This window comes from Paenibacillus oralis (genome assembly GCF_003863965.1).
Taxonomy (GTDB): Bacteria; Bacillota; Bacilli; order Paenibacillales; family Paenibacillaceae; genus Fontibacillus; species Fontibacillus oralis.
This window is the reverse complement of the sequence record NZ_RRCN01000001.1, coordinates 4,467,956-4,486,584: the sequence shown is the minus strand read 5'-3', so window position 1 is coordinate 4,486,584 and position 18,629 is coordinate 4,467,956. Positions and strand designations below refer to the sequence as shown.

The 18,629-nt window shown below is 49.2% G+C and carries 17 protein-coding genes and 2 pseudogenes; 5 read left to right on the top strand and 14 right to left on the bottom strand.

All coding sequences use genetic code 11. The features are described from left to right. Nucleotides 1-12: 12 nt before the first annotated feature. The 9 genes from EHV15_RS20080 to EHV15_RS20040 all read right to left on the bottom strand — a co-directional run bounded on the left by EHV15_RS20080 (nucleotide 13) and on the right by EHV15_RS20040 (nucleotide 7,685). Complete coding sequence (locus tag EHV15_RS20080) at nucleotides 13-1,230, bottom strand: ABC transporter substrate-binding protein (RefSeq protein ID WP_128632763.1); 1,218 nt, start codon at nucleotides 1,228-1,230, stop codon at nucleotides 13-15. Nucleotides 1,231-1,343: 113 nt separating this feature from the next. After that, nucleotides 1,344-1,559, bottom strand: coding sequence for a hypothetical protein (locus EHV15_RS20075; protein ID WP_128632762.1), 216 nt, complete (start codon nucleotides 1,557-1,559; stop codon nucleotides 1,344-1,346). 26 nt (nucleotides 1,560-1,585) lie between these two features. Beyond that, nucleotides 1,586-3,301 carry a phosphoenolpyruvate--protein phosphotransferase gene (gene ptsP, locus EHV15_RS20070; RefSeq protein WP_128632761.1) on the bottom strand — a complete coding sequence of 572 codons (1,716 nt, stop codon included), beginning with the start codon at nucleotides 3,299-3,301 and terminating at the stop codon, nucleotides 1,586-1,588. Further along, nucleotides 3,286-3,567 carry a phosphocarrier protein HPr gene (locus EHV15_RS20065; RefSeq protein WP_128632760.1) on the bottom strand — a complete coding sequence of 94 codons (282 nt, stop codon included), beginning with the start codon at nucleotides 3,565-3,567 and terminating at the stop codon, nucleotides 3,286-3,288. Before EHV15_RS20065 ends, ptsP begins: the two co-directional genes overlap by 16 nt. 41 nt (nucleotides 3,568-3,608) lie before the next feature. Then, nucleotides 3,609-4,232: a YczE/YyaS/YitT family protein gene (locus EHV15_RS38530; RefSeq protein WP_128632759.1), complete on the bottom strand. Its 624-nt coding sequence runs from the start codon at nucleotides 4,230-4,232 to the stop codon at nucleotides 3,609-3,611. A gap of 13 nt (nucleotides 4,233-4,245) precedes the next feature. After that, nucleotides 4,246-5,685: a glycoside hydrolase family 1 protein gene (locus EHV15_RS20055; protein ID WP_128632758.1), complete on the bottom strand. Its 1,440-nt coding sequence runs from the start codon at nucleotides 5,683-5,685 to the stop codon at nucleotides 4,246-4,248. 18 nt (nucleotides 5,686-5,703) lie between these two features. Next, nucleotides 5,704-6,051 carry a PTS lactose/cellobiose transporter subunit IIA gene (locus EHV15_RS20050; RefSeq protein WP_128632757.1) on the bottom strand — a complete coding sequence of 116 codons (348 nt, stop codon included), beginning with the start codon at nucleotides 6,049-6,051 and terminating at the stop codon, nucleotides 5,704-5,706. A 61-nt stretch (nucleotides 6,052-6,112) separates the two neighbouring features. Further along, nucleotides 6,113-7,342 carry a PTS sugar transporter subunit IIC gene (locus EHV15_RS20045; protein ID WP_128632756.1) on the bottom strand — a complete coding sequence of 410 codons (1,230 nt, stop codon included), beginning with the start codon at nucleotides 7,340-7,342 and terminating at the stop codon, nucleotides 6,113-6,115. 16 nt (nucleotides 7,343-7,358) lie between these two features. Continuing rightward, nucleotides 7,359-7,685 carry a PTS sugar transporter subunit IIB gene (locus EHV15_RS20040; RefSeq protein WP_128632755.1) on the bottom strand — a complete coding sequence of 109 codons (327 nt, stop codon included), beginning with the start codon at nucleotides 7,683-7,685 and terminating at the stop codon, nucleotides 7,359-7,361. Nucleotides 7,686-7,826: 141 nt separating this feature from the next. Here EHV15_RS20040 and EHV15_RS20035 point away from each other — a divergent pair, with 141 nt between their 5' ends. From EHV15_RS20035 to EHV15_RS20020, 4 genes are all read left to right on the top strand, one after another. Further along, nucleotides 7,827-9,731 carry a BglG family transcription antiterminator gene (locus tag EHV15_RS20035; protein ID WP_128632754.1) on the top strand — a complete coding sequence of 635 codons (1,905 nt, stop codon included), beginning with the start codon at nucleotides 7,827-7,829 and terminating at the stop codon, nucleotides 9,729-9,731. Between the two features lie 74 nt (nucleotides 9,732-9,805). After that, nucleotides 9,806-10,390: a TetR/AcrR family transcriptional regulator gene (locus EHV15_RS20030; RefSeq protein ID WP_128632753.1), complete on the top strand. Its 585-nt coding sequence runs from the start codon at nucleotides 9,806-9,808 to the stop codon at nucleotides 10,388-10,390. 107 nt (nucleotides 10,391-10,497) lie between these two features. Further along, nucleotides 10,498-10,845 (top strand): DMT family transporter, encoded by a 348-nt coding sequence (locus EHV15_RS20025; protein ID WP_128632752.1) that lies wholly within the window; start codon nucleotides 10,498-10,500, stop codon nucleotides 10,843-10,845. Between the two features lies 1 nt (nucleotide 10,846). After that, entirely contained in the window at nucleotides 10,847-11,161 is a 315-nt protein-coding gene (locus EHV15_RS20020) for a DMT family transporter (RefSeq protein ID WP_128632751.1), read from the top strand. A 141-nt stretch (nucleotides 11,162-11,302) separates the two neighbouring features. Here the strand turns inward: EHV15_RS20020 and metE are convergent, their stop codons facing one another. From metE to EHV15_RS19995, 5 genes and pseudogenes are all read right to left on the bottom strand, one after another. After that, nucleotides 11,303-13,591, bottom strand: a complete 2,289-nt coding sequence (gene metE / locus EHV15_RS20015; RefSeq protein ID WP_281281649.1) for a 5-methyltetrahydropteroyltriglutamate--homocysteine S-methyltransferase — start codon at nucleotides 13,589-13,591, stop codon at nucleotides 11,303-11,305. Nucleotides 13,592-13,705: 114 nt separating this feature from the next. Next, a complete protein-coding gene (locus EHV15_RS20010; protein WP_128635439.1) occupies nucleotides 13,706-14,617 on the bottom strand; it encodes a LysR family transcriptional regulator in 912 nt (303 codons plus the stop codon). 336 nt (nucleotides 14,618-14,953) lie between these two features. Further along, a pseudogene (locus EHV15_RS20005) lies at nucleotides 14,954-16,062 on the bottom strand (metal ABC transporter solute-binding protein, Zn/Mn family). Further along, nucleotides 16,043-16,915, bottom strand: a complete 873-nt coding sequence (locus EHV15_RS20000; protein WP_128632749.1) for a metal ABC transporter permease — start codon at nucleotides 16,913-16,915, stop codon at nucleotides 16,043-16,045. Before EHV15_RS20000 ends, EHV15_RS20005 begins: the two are co-directional and overlap by 20 nt. Continuing rightward, nucleotides 16,861-17,566 (bottom strand): annotated as a pseudogene (locus tag EHV15_RS19995) (metal ABC transporter ATP-binding protein). The gene EHV15_RS20000 and the pseudogene EHV15_RS19995 overlap by 55 nt, the downstream one beginning before the upstream one ends. Nucleotides 17,567-17,735: 169 nt before the next feature. Between EHV15_RS19995 and EHV15_RS19990 the strand changes: the two are divergent. Continuing rightward, nucleotides 17,736-18,545: a lipase family protein gene (locus EHV15_RS19990; protein WP_128632748.1), complete on the top strand. Its 810-nt coding sequence runs from the start codon at nucleotides 17,736-17,738 to the stop codon at nucleotides 18,543-18,545. Nucleotides 18,546-18,629 lie beyond the last annotated feature (84 nt).

The following is an 18,629-nucleotide window of genomic DNA, read 5'->3' as shown; positions in this document are numbered from 1 at the left end:
CCTAAGTATAGATCAGGGGCCGAAGGATTCTCCATAGCCGTTATCCAGAAAAGCATTTGGACAATTTCCGGTAAACAGCAGCAAGATTTCATCTAGCATTCGCGTGATGGCGACTGCCGAGTATTCGCACCACGGATCGGAGGCAATGGGATAGACATACCGGTTCTTTACCGCTGTCAGCTTCCGCCATTCGGGTGAATGCTGCAGCGCCAGCCAGAAAGCACGGGACGACGCTTCAGGGCATACCAGGACGAGAATTCGGTCGGGGGCTAGCTTAGCCAATTGCTCCAATGTCAACGGCGGACTGCTGGACGCACAGCGCAGGGCCACGGATTCCAGCTTGAGGTCGTGATAAAGCAGCTCTTCCAGTCCGCGGTTCCCATATATATGGATGCTGTGCCCATAAATACGCAGGACTAATAACTGGTCCTGTCCCAACACTTCGCCAATTTTCGTCCGGGCGGACTGAACCCGCTGTTCGTATCGGCGTATCCATTGCGCCGCCTTGTCTTCTCTATTCAAAAAACGGCCAATCTTCTGCAGTTGATCCCGCCAACCGTCTTGCGCCGATACAATGAGAGAGGGAGCGATTTCCTTTACTTTCGTCTTCTCCATGGAAGTAAGATGTTCAGTGCCAATGATCGCATCGGGACGAGCCTGCACCAGTTTGTTCAGATTCACTTCGAACGAACGAGGAGAATATGGAGCGGTAAGATTTAATTGGAAGGGAATCTTCGTTCGCAAGGTGTGGTAATAATGAGGCGTCCACTTCGAGTCGAGCGGCGCCGCCACCGGCATGACATCCAGCGCAATCAGTTGCCCGATCACCGAAGAGGAACAGGCGGCGATGTGCTGCTTCGCGTTCTTGGCGAAGTCGGACGGAGAAACGCCAACTTCTTTCTTGAATTTGCGGCTAAAATAGAATTCATCCTTATACCCAACTTTCAAGGCAATATCCCGCAGACGCTCTCCGGATTCCGCCAAGTATCGCTTCGCGTGGTTTATACGCACAGCCGTTAAGTAATCCATAGCGCTTAGGCCATAGGTTTTCTTGAAGAGGTCGACAAAATATTTGGGGCTGATATTGGCCATCCGTGCCAGTTGCCCAATCGATAGAGATTCGTCATAATGCTGATCCATAAATTCTTTGATCTCATTCAAGTTGGTTTTCCGGCTCCGGTCCGGCGTCCGCAAGTTTCTGCATCTCGGCAGCTCTTTTTTTGAAACCACGGGGAACCTCCTTTTGCTAACGTATGATGAGCATGAAGCAACGAGCGAAAGTTGCATCTCTTAATTGATAATGATTATCATTATCATAAAATAAATTACCATAAGTGCCCATATTAGTCAATCAATTTAGGAGAGAAACTAAGTGAGTCGATACGATCGGCCAAATTGCTCGGATTTATGGGGCCGAACGAATCGGTTTCCTCCCGGCGATTCTGATTTATTCGGGGCTTGTCGTTATCGCCGCCATTGCGCTGGCCGAAATCGTTCAGCTCCGCTGTAACATAAAAAAGGGCGGTCCTGCCGAAATATCCGGCAAGATCGCCTTTCAAGTTTTAACCCAAAGCTGCAATCGTTATCAATTAAAGGTCCTTTTTACAAACTCAATCACTTCTTCTGACGTTTTCATGGATAGAACGGCCCCTTTCACGCTTATTGCATGTTCACTTGACAGCTCTTTGATTTGCGCGCGTGCCGGAAGAATGGATGTTGCGCTCATGGAGAACTCATCAAGTCCCAGACTAAGCAATAAAGGAATGGCAATCGGATCGCCGGCCATTTCTCCGCACATCCCCGCCCATTTTCCTTCTTTGTGCGCCGCATCAATGACCATTGAAATCAGACGTAAAATCGCGGGATTGTAGGGTTGATACAGGTAAGCTACGCGTTCATTCATGCGATCGGCGGCCAGAGTATATTGGATCAAATCATTGGTGCCGATGCTGAAGAAGTCGACTTCTTTGGCAAATTGATCCGCCATTACAGCGGTGGACGGTATTTCCACCATCATGCCGATTTCAATTTGATCCGATACTCTTACACCGCTTGCAAGAAGCTTTTCTTTTTCTTCCAAAAGAATGGATTTGGCTTCCCTGAACTCAGAAACGGTTGCAATCATAGGAAACATGATTTTCAAATTTCCATAGCTGCTTGCACGTAATAAGGCACGTAATTGGGTACGGAAAATAGCCTGTTCTTCCAAGCATAAACGAATCGCTCTAAAGCCTAAAAACGGGTTCATTTCTTTGGGCAGATTTAAGTAAGGCAGCTCTTTATCGCCGCCGATGTCCAAAGTACGGACCACCACCGGCTTCCCGTTCATTTTTTCCAGAACGGTTTTATAAGCGGTAAACTGCTCTTCCTCTGTTGGAAGCCGGTCTTTTCCCATATAAAGGAACTCCGTGCGGTAAAGCCCGACCGATTCCCCTCCGTTTTCCAGCACGCTTTTCACGTCAGCCGGCGTACCGATGTTCGCGGCCAGCTCGACGTGCACGCCGTCTTTCGTTACCGTCGGCTCATGAACCAGTTTGGCCCACTCTGCTTTTTGCGTTTCGTATTGTACCTTTTTCGCTTCATATTGGGCAATCGTTTCCGGTGACGGGTCGATGATGACCTCGCCCTCCAACCCGTCGACAATTACTACGGCGCCGTATTCAATGCTGGATGTGGCTTGTTTTGTGCCAACGACGGCCGGGATTTCCAGCGTGCGGGCCATGATTGCCGAATGGGAAGTGCGGCCGCCGATATCCGTTGCAAACCCTTTTACATAACGGCGATTTAACTGCGCGGTATCGGAAGGTGTCAAATCCTCGGCGATGATGACGACTTCTTCGGAAATCAAGCTGGGATCGGGAATTTGCACGCCTAATAAATGCGCGGTCACCCGATTCGTTACATCGCGGATGTCTTTGGCGCGTTCCCGCATATATTCGTTATCCATCGATTCCAGCATGGAAACAAATCTGTCGGCTGATTCTTTTAAGGCAAATTCCGCGTTCACGCCTTCCGTGCTTATCCGATCGAAAACCGGATTTATTAGTTCCGGGTCGTTTAATACTAATAAATGAGCGGCGAGAATTTCCGCTTTATCAGCACCCAACTCACGGTTTACGTATTCTTTAATTTTTTCAAGCTCCGCCTTAGACTGGCTGATGGCCTGCTCCAATCGGCGTTTTTCGGCGTCCCTGTCTCCGATGTTCTTTTTTACGATTTTAAGCTCCGGCTCCTCCAGGCGGTAGGCTTTGGCGATCGCTATACCGGCTGAAGCGCCGATTCCTTTCAGATGACTTCGCATGATTCGCCAAGCCCTTCGTTTTTCAAAGCTTCTTCAATCCCTTGGATCGCCTGATCCGCATCGGAACCAGCCGCAGCAATTTGAATTTGCGCTCCGTGCGGAATACCCAAAGACATCACGCCCACAATCGATTTCAGGTTCACGGATCGGCCGTTATATTCGATGTTAACCTCCGCATTATACTGGCTTGCGGCTTGAACCAAGGTTGAAGCCGGACGTGTGTGTATTCCTAGCTCGTCAATGACTGTAAATATTTTTGTTACCATAGTTTCTATCTCCTCTCCTCCATCTATATAGGTTGACTTCATCAGTTCAACTTATATAGCCCTCCAAATTTATATAGCATCTTTTCGAGCAATACGGTTCCCGGCCCGGTTATAGCAAACGCTATAACCGTTCCGATCCCCACGATCCCGCCGAACAAGAAGCCGGTGCTTAAAAAGATCGCGTCCACACCGATTCTGCCGAGGTCATACCTGATTCCGAATTTGGATTCGGTATATCGCAAAATCGCGTCTAAGGCGTACATGCCGTTACCGAAATTCATCAACAGCACATAAGTCATGGAGAAACAAAAGTTAGCCAGGATAACGATGACGATTTTAATGAATAGCGATAAATCCGCCAGCTCCAGATCGGCAATAAACGGATGAATCCAATTAATCAAGGGCCCGACCAAAAAGGAGTACAAGACGGAAGAAAAACCGATTGATTTTCGATTTAGCAATAAACCCACGGCAAGAAAAACAATACTTAAGCAAGAGCTTGCGAGACCGACACTAATTCCGAGACTTATATGCAATCCATCCAACAAAACCGTTAAAGTGTCGGACCCGATATTACACTCGATAAATAAATTTACGGCTAGAGCGCTTAACGCCGTGGCAACGACCACAATCACCAATCGCCCGCCAAATTTCACAAGAGCCATATTTACGCAACCTTTAGTCCAAGTCTTCTCCATTTGAAGCGATCACTTTTTGCATCCAGTAAAAGCTGTCTTTCCGGAGGCGCTTTTTGCTGCCCTTGCCGTAATCATCCTGATCCACGTAAATGAATCCGTAGCGTTTGCTCATTTCCGAAGAGGAACAACTCACGATATCAATCGGTCCCCATGCGTAGTAGCCTCTTAGATCCACTCCATCCTTAATGGCTTCTTTCATTTGCTCGATATGAGCCCGGTAATAGTCCACCCGATAAGGATCATGGATGGTATCGTCTTCTTCCAATTGGTCATGGTAGCCGATCCCGTTCTCCGTGATATAAATAGGGCACTGATAGCGGTCATAGAACAGGTTGAGAAAAGTGCGCAGACCGATCGGATCAATCGTCCATCCCCAAGGGTTGGCCGGAAGTTCGGTATTGCGGTAAGGGCCTGTTTTGTTCTTCATGCTCTCTTCATCGACAATACGAGTGTAGTAATAGGAGAAGGACATAAAGTCGGCCGTATGCTTCAATGCTTCTTCGTCGCCCTCCGCAAATTCGACGGTAATCCCGTTGTCATGGAAATAGCGGAACGCGTAACCGGGATAATATCCGCGCAGCAGCACGTCGGAGAAGAAGTACTCCATTTGATTATTGCGAACGGTGGCGAAGACGTCTTCCGGTTTGCAAGTCGCCGGATAGGCCGGTCCCCCGCAGAGCATCATTCCGATTTGCAGATTCGGATCGAGGCTTTTGGCATATTTCGTGACCAGACCGCAAGCCACAAATTCATGATGTACGCCTTGATATTTGGCGGAGGTTAAATCATCCACTACATCTTCCGCAATGCCCAGATGGTTAAAGGATTCGTGAACGATTAAATTGATTTGATTAACAATAATCCAGTATTTTACCTTTTTGTGGTAACGATCCAAAATGACTTGGCTAAAGCGGACGAAGAAATCGATCATCTCCCTGGAGTACCACCCTTTATAGTTCAGGGTCAAATGCAGCGGCATTTCGTAATGGGACAAGGTGATCATCGGCTCCATGCCGTTCGCGATAATTTCATCGATCAGATTATCGTAAAATTTCAACCCTTCTTCATTTGGCTCCGCCTCGTCTCCGTTCGGGAAAATTCTGGTCCAGTTGATTGAGGTGCGGAAGGTTTTAAGTCCGAGTTCACTGAGCAATTTCAAGTCTTCTTTATAAGTGTGATAGAAATCGATTCCCCAACGTTTCGGAAAAACGCGATCCTCGCTTTGCATCGCTTCCTTAACATAGTCCGTAGTCAGTTCCAAATTGTATTTTTTCTCTAAAGGAACCTTATCCGTAAATTCATTAATATCCGCTACACTTAATCCTTTTCCATTAATATCGTAAGCACCTTCCGCTTGATTGGCGGCGATGGCTCCGCCCCATAAAAAATCGGCCGGAAATCCTGATGGAATGTTCTTCATTTTGCTTACTTCCCCTCTTTATTTATTGGTCATTTCTAATTGGGCCAGCCTCTGATTAAAGCTCTCGAAAATGTCGATTAGACGCTTGGACATATTAATTTCACTATAAATCGTCATGAGCGTGTCTTGCGCATGGGCAAATAAAACCGAATACTCGCCTTGTTCGCCTTCCGTTTCTTTTTGGATGCAGTTCGTTTGCACGCGATGGGCAATCACAATTTCGTCGTTGGCTAATTTCATCTTCTCCTTAGCTCCGGCGAAGTCGTTTTTTTCAATATCTTTTAACGCTTCCGTACAATGCTTTCTTGCTTCCCCGGCGTGCAAAATGATTTGCATCGCCTCTTGAGCTACTTGTTCCGAAGTCATAATAAAAATCTCCTTTGCAGAGGTTGTTCAAAGAGTCATCTTTTGAACTCACATTAATAGTTTAATTGGTTTGCGGCATTTCTTTTTCAAGTTCTTGTTTTTCGTAGGTTTTGAAAAACGGGTACCAAATCAGCGTAGCTACCCCGACGCAGATGAGCATCAAAATCATGCCTGTGATCGTCCCTGTCGTAATCCACGTGGCGATCGGAAAAGGAACGTACCACAGATCGAAAATCACTTTCGGGATGGTGCCGAAAGGAATAACTTTGGTTCCGATCCAAACGAGCGCCGGCAAGATGATCCCTATGATCCACATCGGCAGCATCAACAAGGGATTCCATACGATCGAACCGAATACCAAAGGCTCGTTGATATTAAAGACGGCGGGGATAAAGCTTGCCCGGCCCAGCGCTTTGAGCTTGGTGCTTTTCGAGAACGCGTGCATAATAACCAGGGGTAACGTACAGCCCACGCCGCCTACAAACAAGTAGGCCGAAAAAATCGTTTCGGACGTGACGAGATTATGCGCTCCCAGGGTCGCGTTTGCGGTAATGGCCGCCAGAAAAATCGGTTTGGTGACCGGGGTTAACACCCAACTGGAGATCCCCATGGAATAAAGGAAGCAGTAAATGAAAATAATCAGTATGAATCCCCAAGGCGTCTCAACCACACCCGCCAACGGCATAAAAATATTTAAAATGATATTGTAGATATCAACATGAACGATATCGACCAATACCCAAGCCGCAACCAAAGTGATCCCGATGGGGAGCATGGAGTCGAACCAGGCTTTGACAAAGTCCGGGATGACGGACTCTTCTTTGAAAAAAGAGAACTTTCCGAACAGGCTCATGATATATCCGGTAAAAAGGGCGGCGATGATGGCAACGAACATGCCGCCGGTTCCCAAAGAGCTATGGGAAAAACCAACCGTACCGTCTTTGACGACCTGAGGAGTGATGATGATCAAGAAAACAATCAGACTGGTGCATCCGGCGATAAAGCGCTGCTTTCTTAACTTCTTCTTCTCCATCAAATTAAACGGAATCAGGAAAGAAACCAGCAGCGAAAGCATGCCCATCGTCCATCCGAACGGAACCCAAAAATTCGGGTAGTTTTTGATTTGATAGACATCTCCGGGGATGGTGAGCAGGCAAAAGACCGATCCCAGAAGAATGAATGGCAACAGCTGCATGACGGAATCCTTGAGCGTGACGATCCACACATTGTTATTGACTTTATTCATCTTCGGAGCAAAGTCGTTTTTCAGCCATTCCATTAATTTATTCATTGTTCTTATCCCCTTATTAGCCGTTTAGCTCATTCAATAAATCATCCAAAGCCGCTTCCCCGTCCAGTGTGGAATAATAAGAAGGCTTCATTAAGAGCACTTTGACATCGGTATCTTGGGTAAGCTCGTTGATGTCATCCATGATATAAGCCAAGTGGGGGCCGACCAATAATGCGTCGATTTCCTGAATATAATTTTCAATTTCCGCTTCCCCTCTGGCTTTGATGTCCATATTCAAGTTTCTTTTTTTTGCGGCCTTGCGTAGATTGGCGGCCATAAAACCGGAGCTAGCTCCCGACCCGCAGATTAATAACACGTTTAGCGCTTCGCCTGCTTTTGCCATGGTAATCCTCCTCGCTTTTCTATATAATCGTGATGTGACAGCGCTGTCATTGCTACAACCAAACTATAGTACAAATCCAAAACCGGTCTCAAATAAAAAACTGCACTTCTACGGTGCAACTTTTTAAAGTGAGGAAACGCCATGAAAACACAGTATGTCGATTTAATTCAATATTTAAGCTCCTGCAACCAGTGGGTTTCGTCGCAAAGTTTAGCGGATAAGTACGGCGTGTCCAAACGCACCATCAAATCTTATATCAGCGAAATCAATGCTATTCACCACGGGTTAATCCTATCGTCGAATAAAGGTTATAAAGTCGAAACGGATCAGGTAAACTCTTTTCTAGACAACGAACAAAAAGCGATCCCGCAAACGCAATCCGAACGAATCGCTTATATTCTTAAAAAACTGGTGCACACAGGTCAGCCTATTTCCATTTATGATTTAAGCGACGCCCTGTTTATCAGCGAGTCCACGCTAAGGCTGGATTTAAAGCTAATTAAGGAGAAGCTGGCCAAAAACAACCTGGAATTGAATTTGGTTAAAGATCATCTAAGCTTGCGCGGCAAAGAAAAGGACAAGCGCAAACTCATGAGCAGCATTTTGTACGAAGAGGCCGACGGAAGCTTTATCGACATCGATAAAATCAAAAGGTTTTACCATGAATTAAATGTGGATTACATCCGGGAAGTCGTTGTCGAAACCTTTTCTTCCCATCACTTTTTCACCAATGATTTCTATTTGACCAATGTGGTCATCCATATCACCATCGCCTTGGACCGAATGAAACGTGATTTCCAGTTCTTAAACAATACCGTGAAATATATTGCCGACAAAACCGCGTACATCATTGCCAAGGAAATCGCCCTTAAATTGGAATCTTATTTTCACGTCCAATATTCAGAAGAGGAAATCGCCGATTTGGCGCTCTTGATTTCGTGCAACGGAACAAACGTCAACTTTACGCAAATTGAAGTCAGCGACCTGGAACGGATTGCCGGGAAAGACTGTATTGAGTTGGTCAGCGAAATCGCCTCCGACTTGGATAAGTATTACTATATCAGTATTGCCGATGCCGATTTTATTACTCGTTTTACGCTGCATGTTAAAAACCTGTTGATGCGCTTAAAAAACAACCATTCAACGAAAAATCCGCTAACCAACACGATCAAGAGGGAATGCCCGCTTATTTACGATTGCGCCGTGCACGCTTCCCATGTGATTAAAGAAAAAACGGGCTATCGGATCAGCGACGATGAAATCGCCTATTTGGCTTTTCATCTGGGGTATGCCATTGAATTGCAGCGGCAGACGAACGTAAAAATTTCGTGCACGGTGCTGTTTCCGCTCTACTACAACATGAACGTACAAATGATTAATAAATTACAGCAGTATTTTGGCGACGATATATCGATTCATTCGATTGTCACGGATGAAAGCGATTTGAACTATGCATCCAGCGATTTTATTATTTCTTCCGCCCAATTGCACAAAATTCCGGAAGTCCCGTATGTCGTGATTACTCCGTTTTTTATCGAAAGCGACCGGGAAAAAGTGTCGGACAAAATCTTTGAGTTAAAAGAGCAAAAAAAGAAAAATCAATTTAAGTACCATCTAAAATCTTTTTTGGACGAAAGGCATTTCTGCAGCTCCACGGCTAGGTCCGGGAAAGAGGAAGTTTTACGGTTTATCTGTCAAACGATGAACCGAGACGGCTATACGGACGAGGATTTTTTCGCCAAAATCATGGAACGGGAAGCGATGTCCTCTACCGCATTCGGACAAGTGGCCCTTCCGCATGCGATCAAAATGGAATCCCGCAAAACGGGGATGTTCATTTATTTGAACCCGAATGGGATCAAGTGGGATCACTCCACCGTGAAAATCGTTTTATTAATCACCGTCAGCGGGGAGGATCGAAAAATATTCCGCGACGTATTCGATGCGCTCGCCACCATATTGACGGACGACAAAAATGTGAATCTGTTGTCATCCCTGGATCACTTCGATGATTTTATCAATCAACTGATCGCCTGCTGGGAGTAAGGTTTTGACAATGTTTCCGTACCTCCGTATAATGAATGAAAGTCATTCATAATCAAGAGGAGGGAGATGAATATTTGGCAAACCTCACTGACGGGAAATACAATCTTATTTTAAACGCGGCCATGGAAGTCATCACGGAAAAAGGATATGACAAAACGGTGATTTCCGATATCGTAAAAAAAGCGGGCGTCGCCCAGGGAACGTTTTATTTATATTTCCCATCCAAAAAGGCGCTAATTCCCGCGATCGCCGATCATCTTCTAACCATTACTTTTGGTAACATCAAAGAAAAAGCGCAGGATCAAGAAAGCTTCCGGGACGTTTTGCAGGTTATCATCAACGAAACCTTCAGCATCACCGATTCGTACAAAGAAATTCTTATCCTGTGTTACTCCGGTCTAGCGATCGATCATTCCATGGAGAAATGGGAAGCCATCTATTCTCCTTATTATGATTGGCTTGAGGATAAATTATTGAAAGCTATGAACAATAAGGAGATTATCGGTGATCTTCATGCCAAATGGACAGCCAGACTTATCATCAATCTAATTGAAAACGCGGCTGAACGATATTATATCGGCCATGAGCAAGAAGAATCCCTGGACGTATATAAGAAGCGGGTATTTCATTTCATCGAAAGATCGTTGCGGAGAACATAAAGAAGAGCACCGGAAAATCTGAATTTATTTTTTTACAGTAATATGACTGACGTTCATTCATTAATCGTGTGGTGACTTATTTGAATTTTCGGAAAGGAAAATGTTCTATGAACAAGGGTTGGATTTTCGTCATATTAACTTCTCTATTCGAATTATTTTGGGTCTTTGGATTTAATGTTGCCGATACTTGGTGGCACTGGGTTATCATCCTTGCCGTTATTCTCATTGATATGCAGTTTCTTGCAAAAGCCTGCGAGTCGTTGCCGACCGGCACCGTTTACGCCGTTTTTGCAGCGGCAGGTACAGTGGGCACAGCCCTAATGGACATCCTTATTTTTGATGCGGAATTCAGCATTGCAAAAGGCCTGTTTATGGGGATTCTGGTTATCGGGGTTATCGCATTGAAACTATTCGACAATAAGCCGGCATCCGGATCGGCAAAAGGAGTTCGTTAATATGGGTTGGCTATTCGTGTTGATTGCTGCTCTATTGGAGCTGGTTGGGGTCATTGGTTTAAAAAAATTCAGCTTAAGGAAATCCATTTTGAATTTGCTGATGTTCTTTGGGGGATTTGGAGGTTCTTTTGCCTTTCTTTACGCTTCCTTTAACTATCTTCAAGTCAGCATCGCCTATGCGGTCTGGATTGGAATAGGAACTTCGGCGGCAGTTCTCGTAAACATGATCTTTTTTGGTGAATCCAAAAGCATTGGGCGCATTATAAGTCTCATGATCATTGTCGTTGGTGTTGTTGGACTAAAAGCAGTTTCATAACCCGTTAACTTCATTTACGGAGCTGTAAGCAAAATGTGAATCTGCCTGCTCGGGAATCATCGAAATCCAAAAAAGCATGCGGTCCCCCCTCGGGGAGCGCATGCTTTTGGATTTTTGGGCAAATCCGCCGCCGGCCGGAACCTACGCCTTGATGGCGTATTTTTCGCGCGCCTGCTTGGTGGCTTCGACCATATTGCGCAGAGAGGCGACGGTTTCCTCGTATTTACGGGTTTTCAGACCGCAATCCGGATTGATCCAGAATTGGGCCGGATCGAGAACGCGCAGGGCCCGCTCGATCATCAAGCCCATTTCGGCGGCCGAAGGCACGCGCGGGCTGTGAATATCGTATACTCCGAGGCCGATCTCTTTGTCGTAAGTGTTCTTCTCAAAGCTTTCGATGAGCTCCCCGTGGCTGCGGGAGGTTTCGATCGAGATGACATCGGCGTCCAGCGCGTTGATCGAATCGATGATATCATGAAACTCGCTGTAGCACATATGCGTATGGATCAGCGTCTCGTTTTTGACCGTGGAGGTCGACAGCCGGAACGCCCGCACCGCCCAGTTCAAATAAGCCGGCCATTGTGCCTGTTTCAGCGGCAAGCCTTCGCGCAGCGCCGGTTCGTCGACCTGGATCATCCCGATGCCCGCGGCTTCCAGCGCCTCCACTTCTTCCCGCAGCGCAAGCGCGATCTGATAAGCCACGTCTTCGCGGGATTTATCGTCGCGCACAAACGACCAGTTCAAAATCGTCACCGGACCGGTCAACATTCCCTTCACCGGCTTATCCGTTAGGGACTGGGCGTACACCGTTTCGGCCACGGTCATCGGCCCTGTCCATTCCACATCGCCATAGATGACCGGAGGTTTTACGCAGCGCGAGCCGTAGGATTGCACCCATCCGTTCGCCGTAAAGGCGAAGCCGGCCAATTTCTCCCCGAAAAATTCCACCATATCGTTCCGTTCAAACTCGCCGTGCACGAACACGTCCAGTCCAAGCTCGGCCTGCAGCTCGATCCAAATTCCGATCTGCTCTTTGATAAACGCCTCGTAACGCTCGCCCGTCCATTCGCCCTTGCGCCATTTTTGCCGGGCGCTGCGGACTTCCGGCGTCTGCGGGAAGCTGCCGATCGTCGTCGTCGGCAGCAGCGGCAGGTTCCAGCGTTTCCGCTGGAGCTTGCTCCGCACTTCATAGCTGTCCGGGCGGGAAGTCGGCTGCGCGGCCAAGTCGGCCATCCGCTGCTGGACCGGCCGGCTGTTGCGGGACGGCGACTGCTGCAGCGCGCGGCGCGCATGGTTTACGCCTTCCGCTGCGGAGCGGACGGCTTCGTAGCCGAGCCGGCCGGCCTTGGCCAGCAGCGCGATCTCCTCCAGCTTCTCGTCGGCAAAAGCGAGCGCCCCGCGCAAAACAGGCTCCAGCGTCCGCTCGTTTTCGGCGCTGATCGGGACGTGCAGCAAGCTGCAGGAAGGCTGGATCACAAGTTGGTCCGCCGGCACCGCTTCGGCCAGCGTCTGCAGCGTCTCCAGCTTGTTGTCCAGGTCCGCCCGCCAGATGGCGCGGCCGTCGATCAGGCCCGCGCCCAGCAGCTTGCCTGCGGGAAAACCAAACTCGCGGATCGCCTGCAAATTACGCCCTTTGTCATGTACGAAATCCAAACCGATACCTTGAACGGGAAGCGCCGTGACGGCTTGGTAGTGATCAACCGCTTCGAAGTATGTTTGCAGGAACAGCTTGATGCCCGGGGCTTCTTGCGCCAGCTTGTCATAAATACGTGTGATGTGCTGAATTTCTTCTTCGGCCAGCGAGGTGGCAAGAATCGGCTCGTCGATCTGCACCCATTCGGCGCCTTCCGCCGCCAGTTCCTTCAAGATCTGCCCATACAGCGGAAGCAGCTTGTCAATCCAGCTGTCAAGCTGATCCGCGGCGTATCCCTTGGACAGCTTCAAGAACGTATACGGCCCGACGATAACCGGTCTGCCTTCGATCCCCAGCTCCGCTTTGGCCTCACGGTAGGCTTCAAGCGGGCGGTTGCGGGTCAGCTTGGGCTCGAGGTTTTCCTCCAGCTCCGGCACGATATAGTGGTAGTTCGTATTGAACCACTTCGTCATTTCACAGGCCGCGGCTTCCCGGCTGCCTCGGGCCATGGCGTAATAAACGGACAAGTCCGGCGCTCCTCCTTCGTAACCAAATCTTTGCGGAATCAGCCCGAACATAACGGCCGTGTCCAGCACATGGTCATAGTAAGTGAAGTCGCCGACCGGAATCACTTCGATTCCTTTTTCCTGCTGCAGCTTCAAATTGCTAAGCCGTATGTTTTTGAGTTCTTCGTGAAGTTCTTTTTCCTCCAGCTTGCCGGACCAGTAGGCTTCCAAAGCCTTTTTCCACTCCCGGTTCCGTCCGATGCGGGGATAACCCAAATTAGCGCTTTTCATATGCATCTCACTCCTCGTTTCATCCTTCTCAAAATGATTAGGAATAAGATAGCATACTTTAAAGTTTATAGAGTAAATCTAATTACCTATTGCCCGTTATAGCCAAAAGCTATATCAACGGCCTTCGTTTGCCACCGTTTGCTCCAGCGCCTCGATATAGGCCGTGCCCAGCTTGGTCAGCTTGGCGTTGCGATGGCAAATCCACCCCACATTGATCGTTTCGTCGCTGGCGAGCGGAACCGGAATAATCTCATTTCCGTTCAGGTCCGAGCTAAGCACGCCGGTGGAGATCGTATACCCGTTTAAGCCGATCAGCAAATTAAACAGCGTGGCCCGGTCGTTCACCTTGATGCTTTTCCGATGGGAGAGCGTGCTCAAAATTTCCTCGGCAAAATGAAACGAATTGAACTCCCCCTGCTCGAAATATAAATACGGGTAGTCCTGAAGCTGATCCAGCGTGACCACGGCATGCTGGGCCAAAGGATTGCGGATGCTGACAAAGATATGCGCCTTCGCCTTAAACAGGCTGTTAAAAATCAAATTCCCGTCCTTCAGCAGCCGGTTGATCACCTTCGAATTGAATTCATTGATATATAAAATGCCGATTTCGCTGCGCTGGCTTTTGACGTCCTGGATGATTTCGTGGGTTTTGGTCTCCCGCAAGGCCAATTCGTATTCGTCCTGCCCGTACTCCTGAACCAGCTTCACAAACGCGTTAACCGCGAACGCGTAATGCTGGGTGGAAACCGAGAAATGCTGGGGCGACGGCTTGGCGTTCAGGTAGCGGTTTTCCAAAAGTTCCGCCTGCTCCATCACCTGTCTCGCGTACGCGAGGAACTCGGCGCCTTCTTTGGAGAGCGTAATGCCTTTGTTCGTCCGCTCGAAAATCGTCATTTGGATGTTCTCCTCGAGCTCCCGGATGGCGTTGGAAAGGCTGGGCTGGGAAATAAACAATCTTCTCGCCGCCTCGTTCATCGAACCGCGGTTGGCCACCTCGACAACGTATCGAAGCTGCTGTAAAGTTATTTTCATTGATCTATTCACCCTTCGGCTTCATGGATTCTTGCAGGTTTCTCCTAACGTAACACCGAACCCGTTTTTGGGCAAGCACCCGGGGAATTTATTTACCGAGCAAATTCCCGCCTCTCATTGGATAAAATCCAATAGATTGGCGGAATCGAACGTGATTTGTAGCTCCAATTGGAAAAAATCCAATAGATTAAGCTCAGGTCGGGCGTTTTACTCCCTGCCGAGCCTAATCTATTGGATATTTCCAATGATACTGCTGTAATTACCATTAAATTTCCAATTCTATTGGAGTATATCCAATCAGAACGTTATGTCGGGCCGTATATACTATTTCTATTCGTTCAGCGCATTCCTCAGGGCTTGCAGATTTTGACGCATCACGCCAATGTAATCTAGCCCCTTAGCCGAGTCCTCTTCGGTCAAACCTTCGATCGGATTCAACACCGCCGATTTTGCCCCGATTTCGGAAGCGATCGTATCGGCCACCTTGGAGGACACCAGGGTTTCAAAAAAGATCGTCTTCACGTTGTGCTCTTTCGCAAACTGGACGATTTCGGCCATCTGGGAAGCCGACGGCTCCTGTTCCGGCGACAGGCCGGCGATCGGCACCTGAGTCAGCCCGTATTGTTTGGCCAGATAACCGAAGGCGGCATGCTGGGTAATAAAGTCCTTGCGCTTGCTGTCCCTGAGCGTTTCGGCAAATTCCTTGTCGAGCGCCTCCAGCTCGGCTACATAAGCATCGGCATTGGCTTTAAACTGGTTCGCGTATTGCGGAGCCGCTTCGGACAATCCTTTTTCAATGTTGCGTACCTCTTGAATCCCAGCGCCGGCGACAGCCATACGTGCGGGTCCAGGCCGCCATGATCATGGTGGTGCCCGCTTTCATCGTGACTATGTACGTCTGTTTCATGAGCATGTTCCCCCTCCTCATGCACATGCTCGCCGTCTTCATGCACATGGTCACCTTCCTCATGCGCATGTTCGCCGTCTTCATGCACTTGGTCACCTTCCTCATGCGCATGTTCGCCATCTTCATGGGCTTCATCGCCATGTTCATGCTCATGCCCTTCCGCGCCTTCCACGATTTCAAGCCCTTGACTGGCTTCAATCGCCTTTAGCCCTTTCCCCGTGGCGCTGTCCAGCACCTGGTCCACCCAGCCTTCCATACCGGCCCCATTGTACACGAGTACGTCAGCCTCGGTAATCGCGGCCATGTCCTGGGGCGTCGGCTCCCAATCATGCGGCTCCATGCCCGCGGGAACGAGGTTTTCCACGTTGGCCAGATCCCCCGCTACTTGGCGCGTAAATTCGTACATCGGATAAAAACTCGTTTTAATTTCCAATTTTCCCGTGGCCGGTGTATTGGCGTTTGATCCGCAACCGGCCGCAACCAGCATCATGGATAACGATAAAGCAACAAAACTACAATTCCAAAATTTCATTTTTTATAAACTCCTTCTTTTTAATTTGTTGTTTGGCAACCCGCCGGCCGCGAACCCGCACCAGCTTTTGCATCAGGATCGTAACAAGCAGGAAAACGAGCAGAATCAAGGCGATTGTTCCCCCGGGCGGGGTATTGATGTAATACGAAACGCTTAAGCCGGAAAAAACGCCGATCAACCCGGTACCGACGGAGATGGCGATCGCCGCCGCAAAACCGGACGCAACGCGCAAAGCCAGCGAGGCCGGCAGCACGATTAACGCCGACACCAGCAGCACGCCCACGACAGGCATAGCAGCGGCCACGGTCATCCCGGTCAACACCGCAAAGGAGAAGGACAGCAGCTTGACCCGGACGCCGGAAATCGCGGCGGTCTCCTCATCAAACGTCAGATGATAAAGCGGGCGGCGCAATACGATAAAATAAAACAAACCGGCCAAAGCGACGACGGCGATCAGGATTAATTGAGTATCGCTGACCGCAACGATGGAACCAAACAGATAAGAGCTGAAGCTTTGGCTCAAGTTCTGCTTTACGCTCATAAGCACTACGGCAAGCGCCAGCCCCGAATTCATAATGATCGCTACCGGCAGTTCGCTGTATGTACGGTAGGAACGGCGAAGCTGCTCGATGACGACTCCTCCGGCAATGGCCACCGCAAAACCGCTGAGCGCGGGATTCAGATGCAGCACCGAGCCTAAAGCCACCCCGGCCAGGGATACATGGGACAGCGTATCCGCCATCAACGCCTGGCGGCGAAGCATAAGGTAAACCCCGAGCAGCGGAGCGATGATGCCGATCAAGCCTCCTGCCCAAAAGGCGCGCTGCATGAATTCGTAACCGAACATCGCCATCCCTCATCCTCCTCCCGCACCAACCTAATCAATGTGTCGAGATACGGCGCCGTTTCCTCAAGCCCGTGGGTGACCATAATCACCGTCCGGCCTTGGTTCGTTACGTCCTCCCTTAACAGCTCGTAAAGCGCGGTCCGGCTCGCCGCATCCATGCCCGTAGCGGGCTCATCCAATATGAGCACCTGAGGCTCCTGGGCCAGCGCCCGGGCAATGCAGACACGTTGTTTTTGACCTCCCGACAACGCCGATTTTACGATCGCGGAACTCCCACATGCCTACCTGCTTCAAGCTTCGCTCCACAACCTGCCGCTGCTCCTCTTTGAACCGGCCGAACAACCCCAAGCGGGAATAACAACCTGAACGGACCAGCTCAATAACTTTGCTGGGGAATCCTGCATTAAAAGAAGACACTTGCTACGGCACATAGCCGACAACCACCTTTGAGCCGTCTTCCTGAAACCGGTTGAACCTCACTGAACCGCTCCAAGGCTTGAGCAGTCCCAGCATCAGCTTCAGCAAAGTCGACTTGGCTGTTCCGTTGGCCCCGGCGATCCCGATAAATTGTCCGGTATGGATGTCGAGAGACAAGTTTTCGATGACAGGCTCGTTCCCATACCCAAAAACAACCTCGCGCATGGACGATAAAATCATGCCAACCTCTCCCCTTAATCGTAATCATTACGCATTAACGTCAAACGTAATATCGTAATCATTACGATTTGTAAACCCCCTTTGCGGATCTGCTTCTTCATTAGTTGTGGCGGAATAGGCACTTTTCCCTGGATTTTCAAATATATTGAGGAAAAAGGGGGGATTAAAGATGGAATTGGATGCGGCTCAAGTTCAGCGGGCGATATTTCTGGCCGCGGTCTGCAGTCAGACCTATGCGCAATTTTCGAACGAAGACGGATCGTTTGCCCTCCCGCCCGGTTATTCGCTGTTTGATACGATCGAAGCCAAATCCTTCATCGGCGTTTGGGAACGATTCGGATTTATTCTCCATTCCCCGGAGGAAATCGTGATCGCTTTTCGCGGCACCAGTTCGACGACCAACTGGATCGCCGACGCCATCGCCTCGCAAAAAAGCTGCGGATATATCAAAGAAGCCGCCCTCACTCACCGCGGCTTCACCGGCATTTACGCTTCGGCCCGGAAGCAGATCTTGTCCGCCCTGCGCCGCTTGCCGCAAGAAAAACCCCTTTACGTTGCCGGCCATAGTCTAGGCGGGGCCCTTGCCACCTTATGCGCCGTCGATATTGCGGCAAACGCCGCGTGTACTCCGGTTCTGTTTACGTTCGGTTCGCCCCGCGTCGGCGATCCCGATTTTGCCAAAGCTTTCGCCAAATACGTCCCCAACAGCTACCGGATCGCCAACCTGTTCGATGTCGTAACCCATGCGCCGCCTTATATCTACAAACTGCCGAAACGGGAAAAAACATACTATTACCGCCACGTCCCTACTACCTGTCCGCTGAATTTCCAAAACGGTTCCGTACCCGCCAATCACGTCATCGATAGTTATTTTGCCGAACTGGCCAAGCTGGATGCGGATTACGCCGAGCAGTTGTCCGCGGCAAGCCCGGGGTTCTGCCCGGTATCCTCACGGCTGCCGTCAAATTCCTTGGCTTAAGCAGCCCTGAGAATCTCCTCCGAAAAACATAAGGGCATAAAATGGCGCTATTCCGGCGATATCCGTCCGTTTGGGAGCAATAGG

Excerpts from the sequence above, each read along its gene's own strand:
- EHV15_RS20045 (WP_128632756.1), bottom strand. The coding sequence starts at position 7,342 with ATGAATAAATTAATGGAATGGCTGAAAAACGACTTTGCTCCGAAGATG.
- EHV15_RS20025 (WP_128632752.1), top strand. The coding sequence starts at position 10,498 with ATGAACAAGGGTTGGATTTTCGTCATATTAACTTCTCTATTCGAATTA.
- EHV15_RS20035 (WP_128632754.1), top strand. The coding sequence starts at position 7,827 with ATGAAAACACAGTATGTCGATTTAATTCAATATTTAAGCTCCTGCAAC.
- EHV15_RS38530 (WP_128632759.1), bottom strand. The coding sequence starts at position 4,232 with ATGGCTCTTGTGAAATTTGGCGGGCGATTGGTGATTGTGGTCGTTGCC.
- EHV15_RS20000 (WP_128632749.1), bottom strand. The coding sequence starts at position 16,915 with ATGGCGATGTTCGGTTACGAATTCATGCAGCGCGCCTTTTGGGCAGGA.
- EHV15_RS20065 (WP_128632760.1), bottom strand. The coding sequence starts at position 3,567 with ATGGTAACAAAAATATTTACAGTCATTGACGAGCTAGGAATACACACA.
- EHV15_RS20020 (WP_128632751.1), top strand. The coding sequence starts at position 10,847 with ATGGGTTGGCTATTCGTGTTGATTGCTGCTCTATTGGAGCTGGTTGGG.
- EHV15_RS20050 (WP_128632757.1), bottom strand. The coding sequence starts at position 6,051 with ATGACTTCGGAACAAGTAGCTCAAGAGGCGATGCAAATCATTTTGCAC.
- EHV15_RS19990 (WP_128632748.1), top strand. The coding sequence starts at position 17,736 with ATGGAATTGGATGCGGCTCAAGTTCAGCGGGCGATATTTCTGGCCGCG.
- EHV15_RS20055 (WP_128632758.1), bottom strand. The coding sequence starts at position 5,685 with ATGAAGAACATTCCATCAGGATTTCCGGCCGATTTTTTATGGGGCGGA.
- EHV15_RS20040 (WP_128632755.1), bottom strand. The coding sequence starts at position 7,685 with ATGGCAAAAGCAGGCGAAGCGCTAAACGTGTTATTAATCTGCGGGTCG.
- ptsP (WP_128632761.1), bottom strand. The coding sequence starts at position 3,301 with ATGCGAAGTCATCTGAAAGGAATCGGCGCTTCAGCCGGTATAGCGATC.
- metE (WP_281281649.1), bottom strand. The coding sequence starts at position 13,591 with ATGAAAAGCGCTAATTTGGGTTATCCCCGCATCGGACGGAACCGGGAG.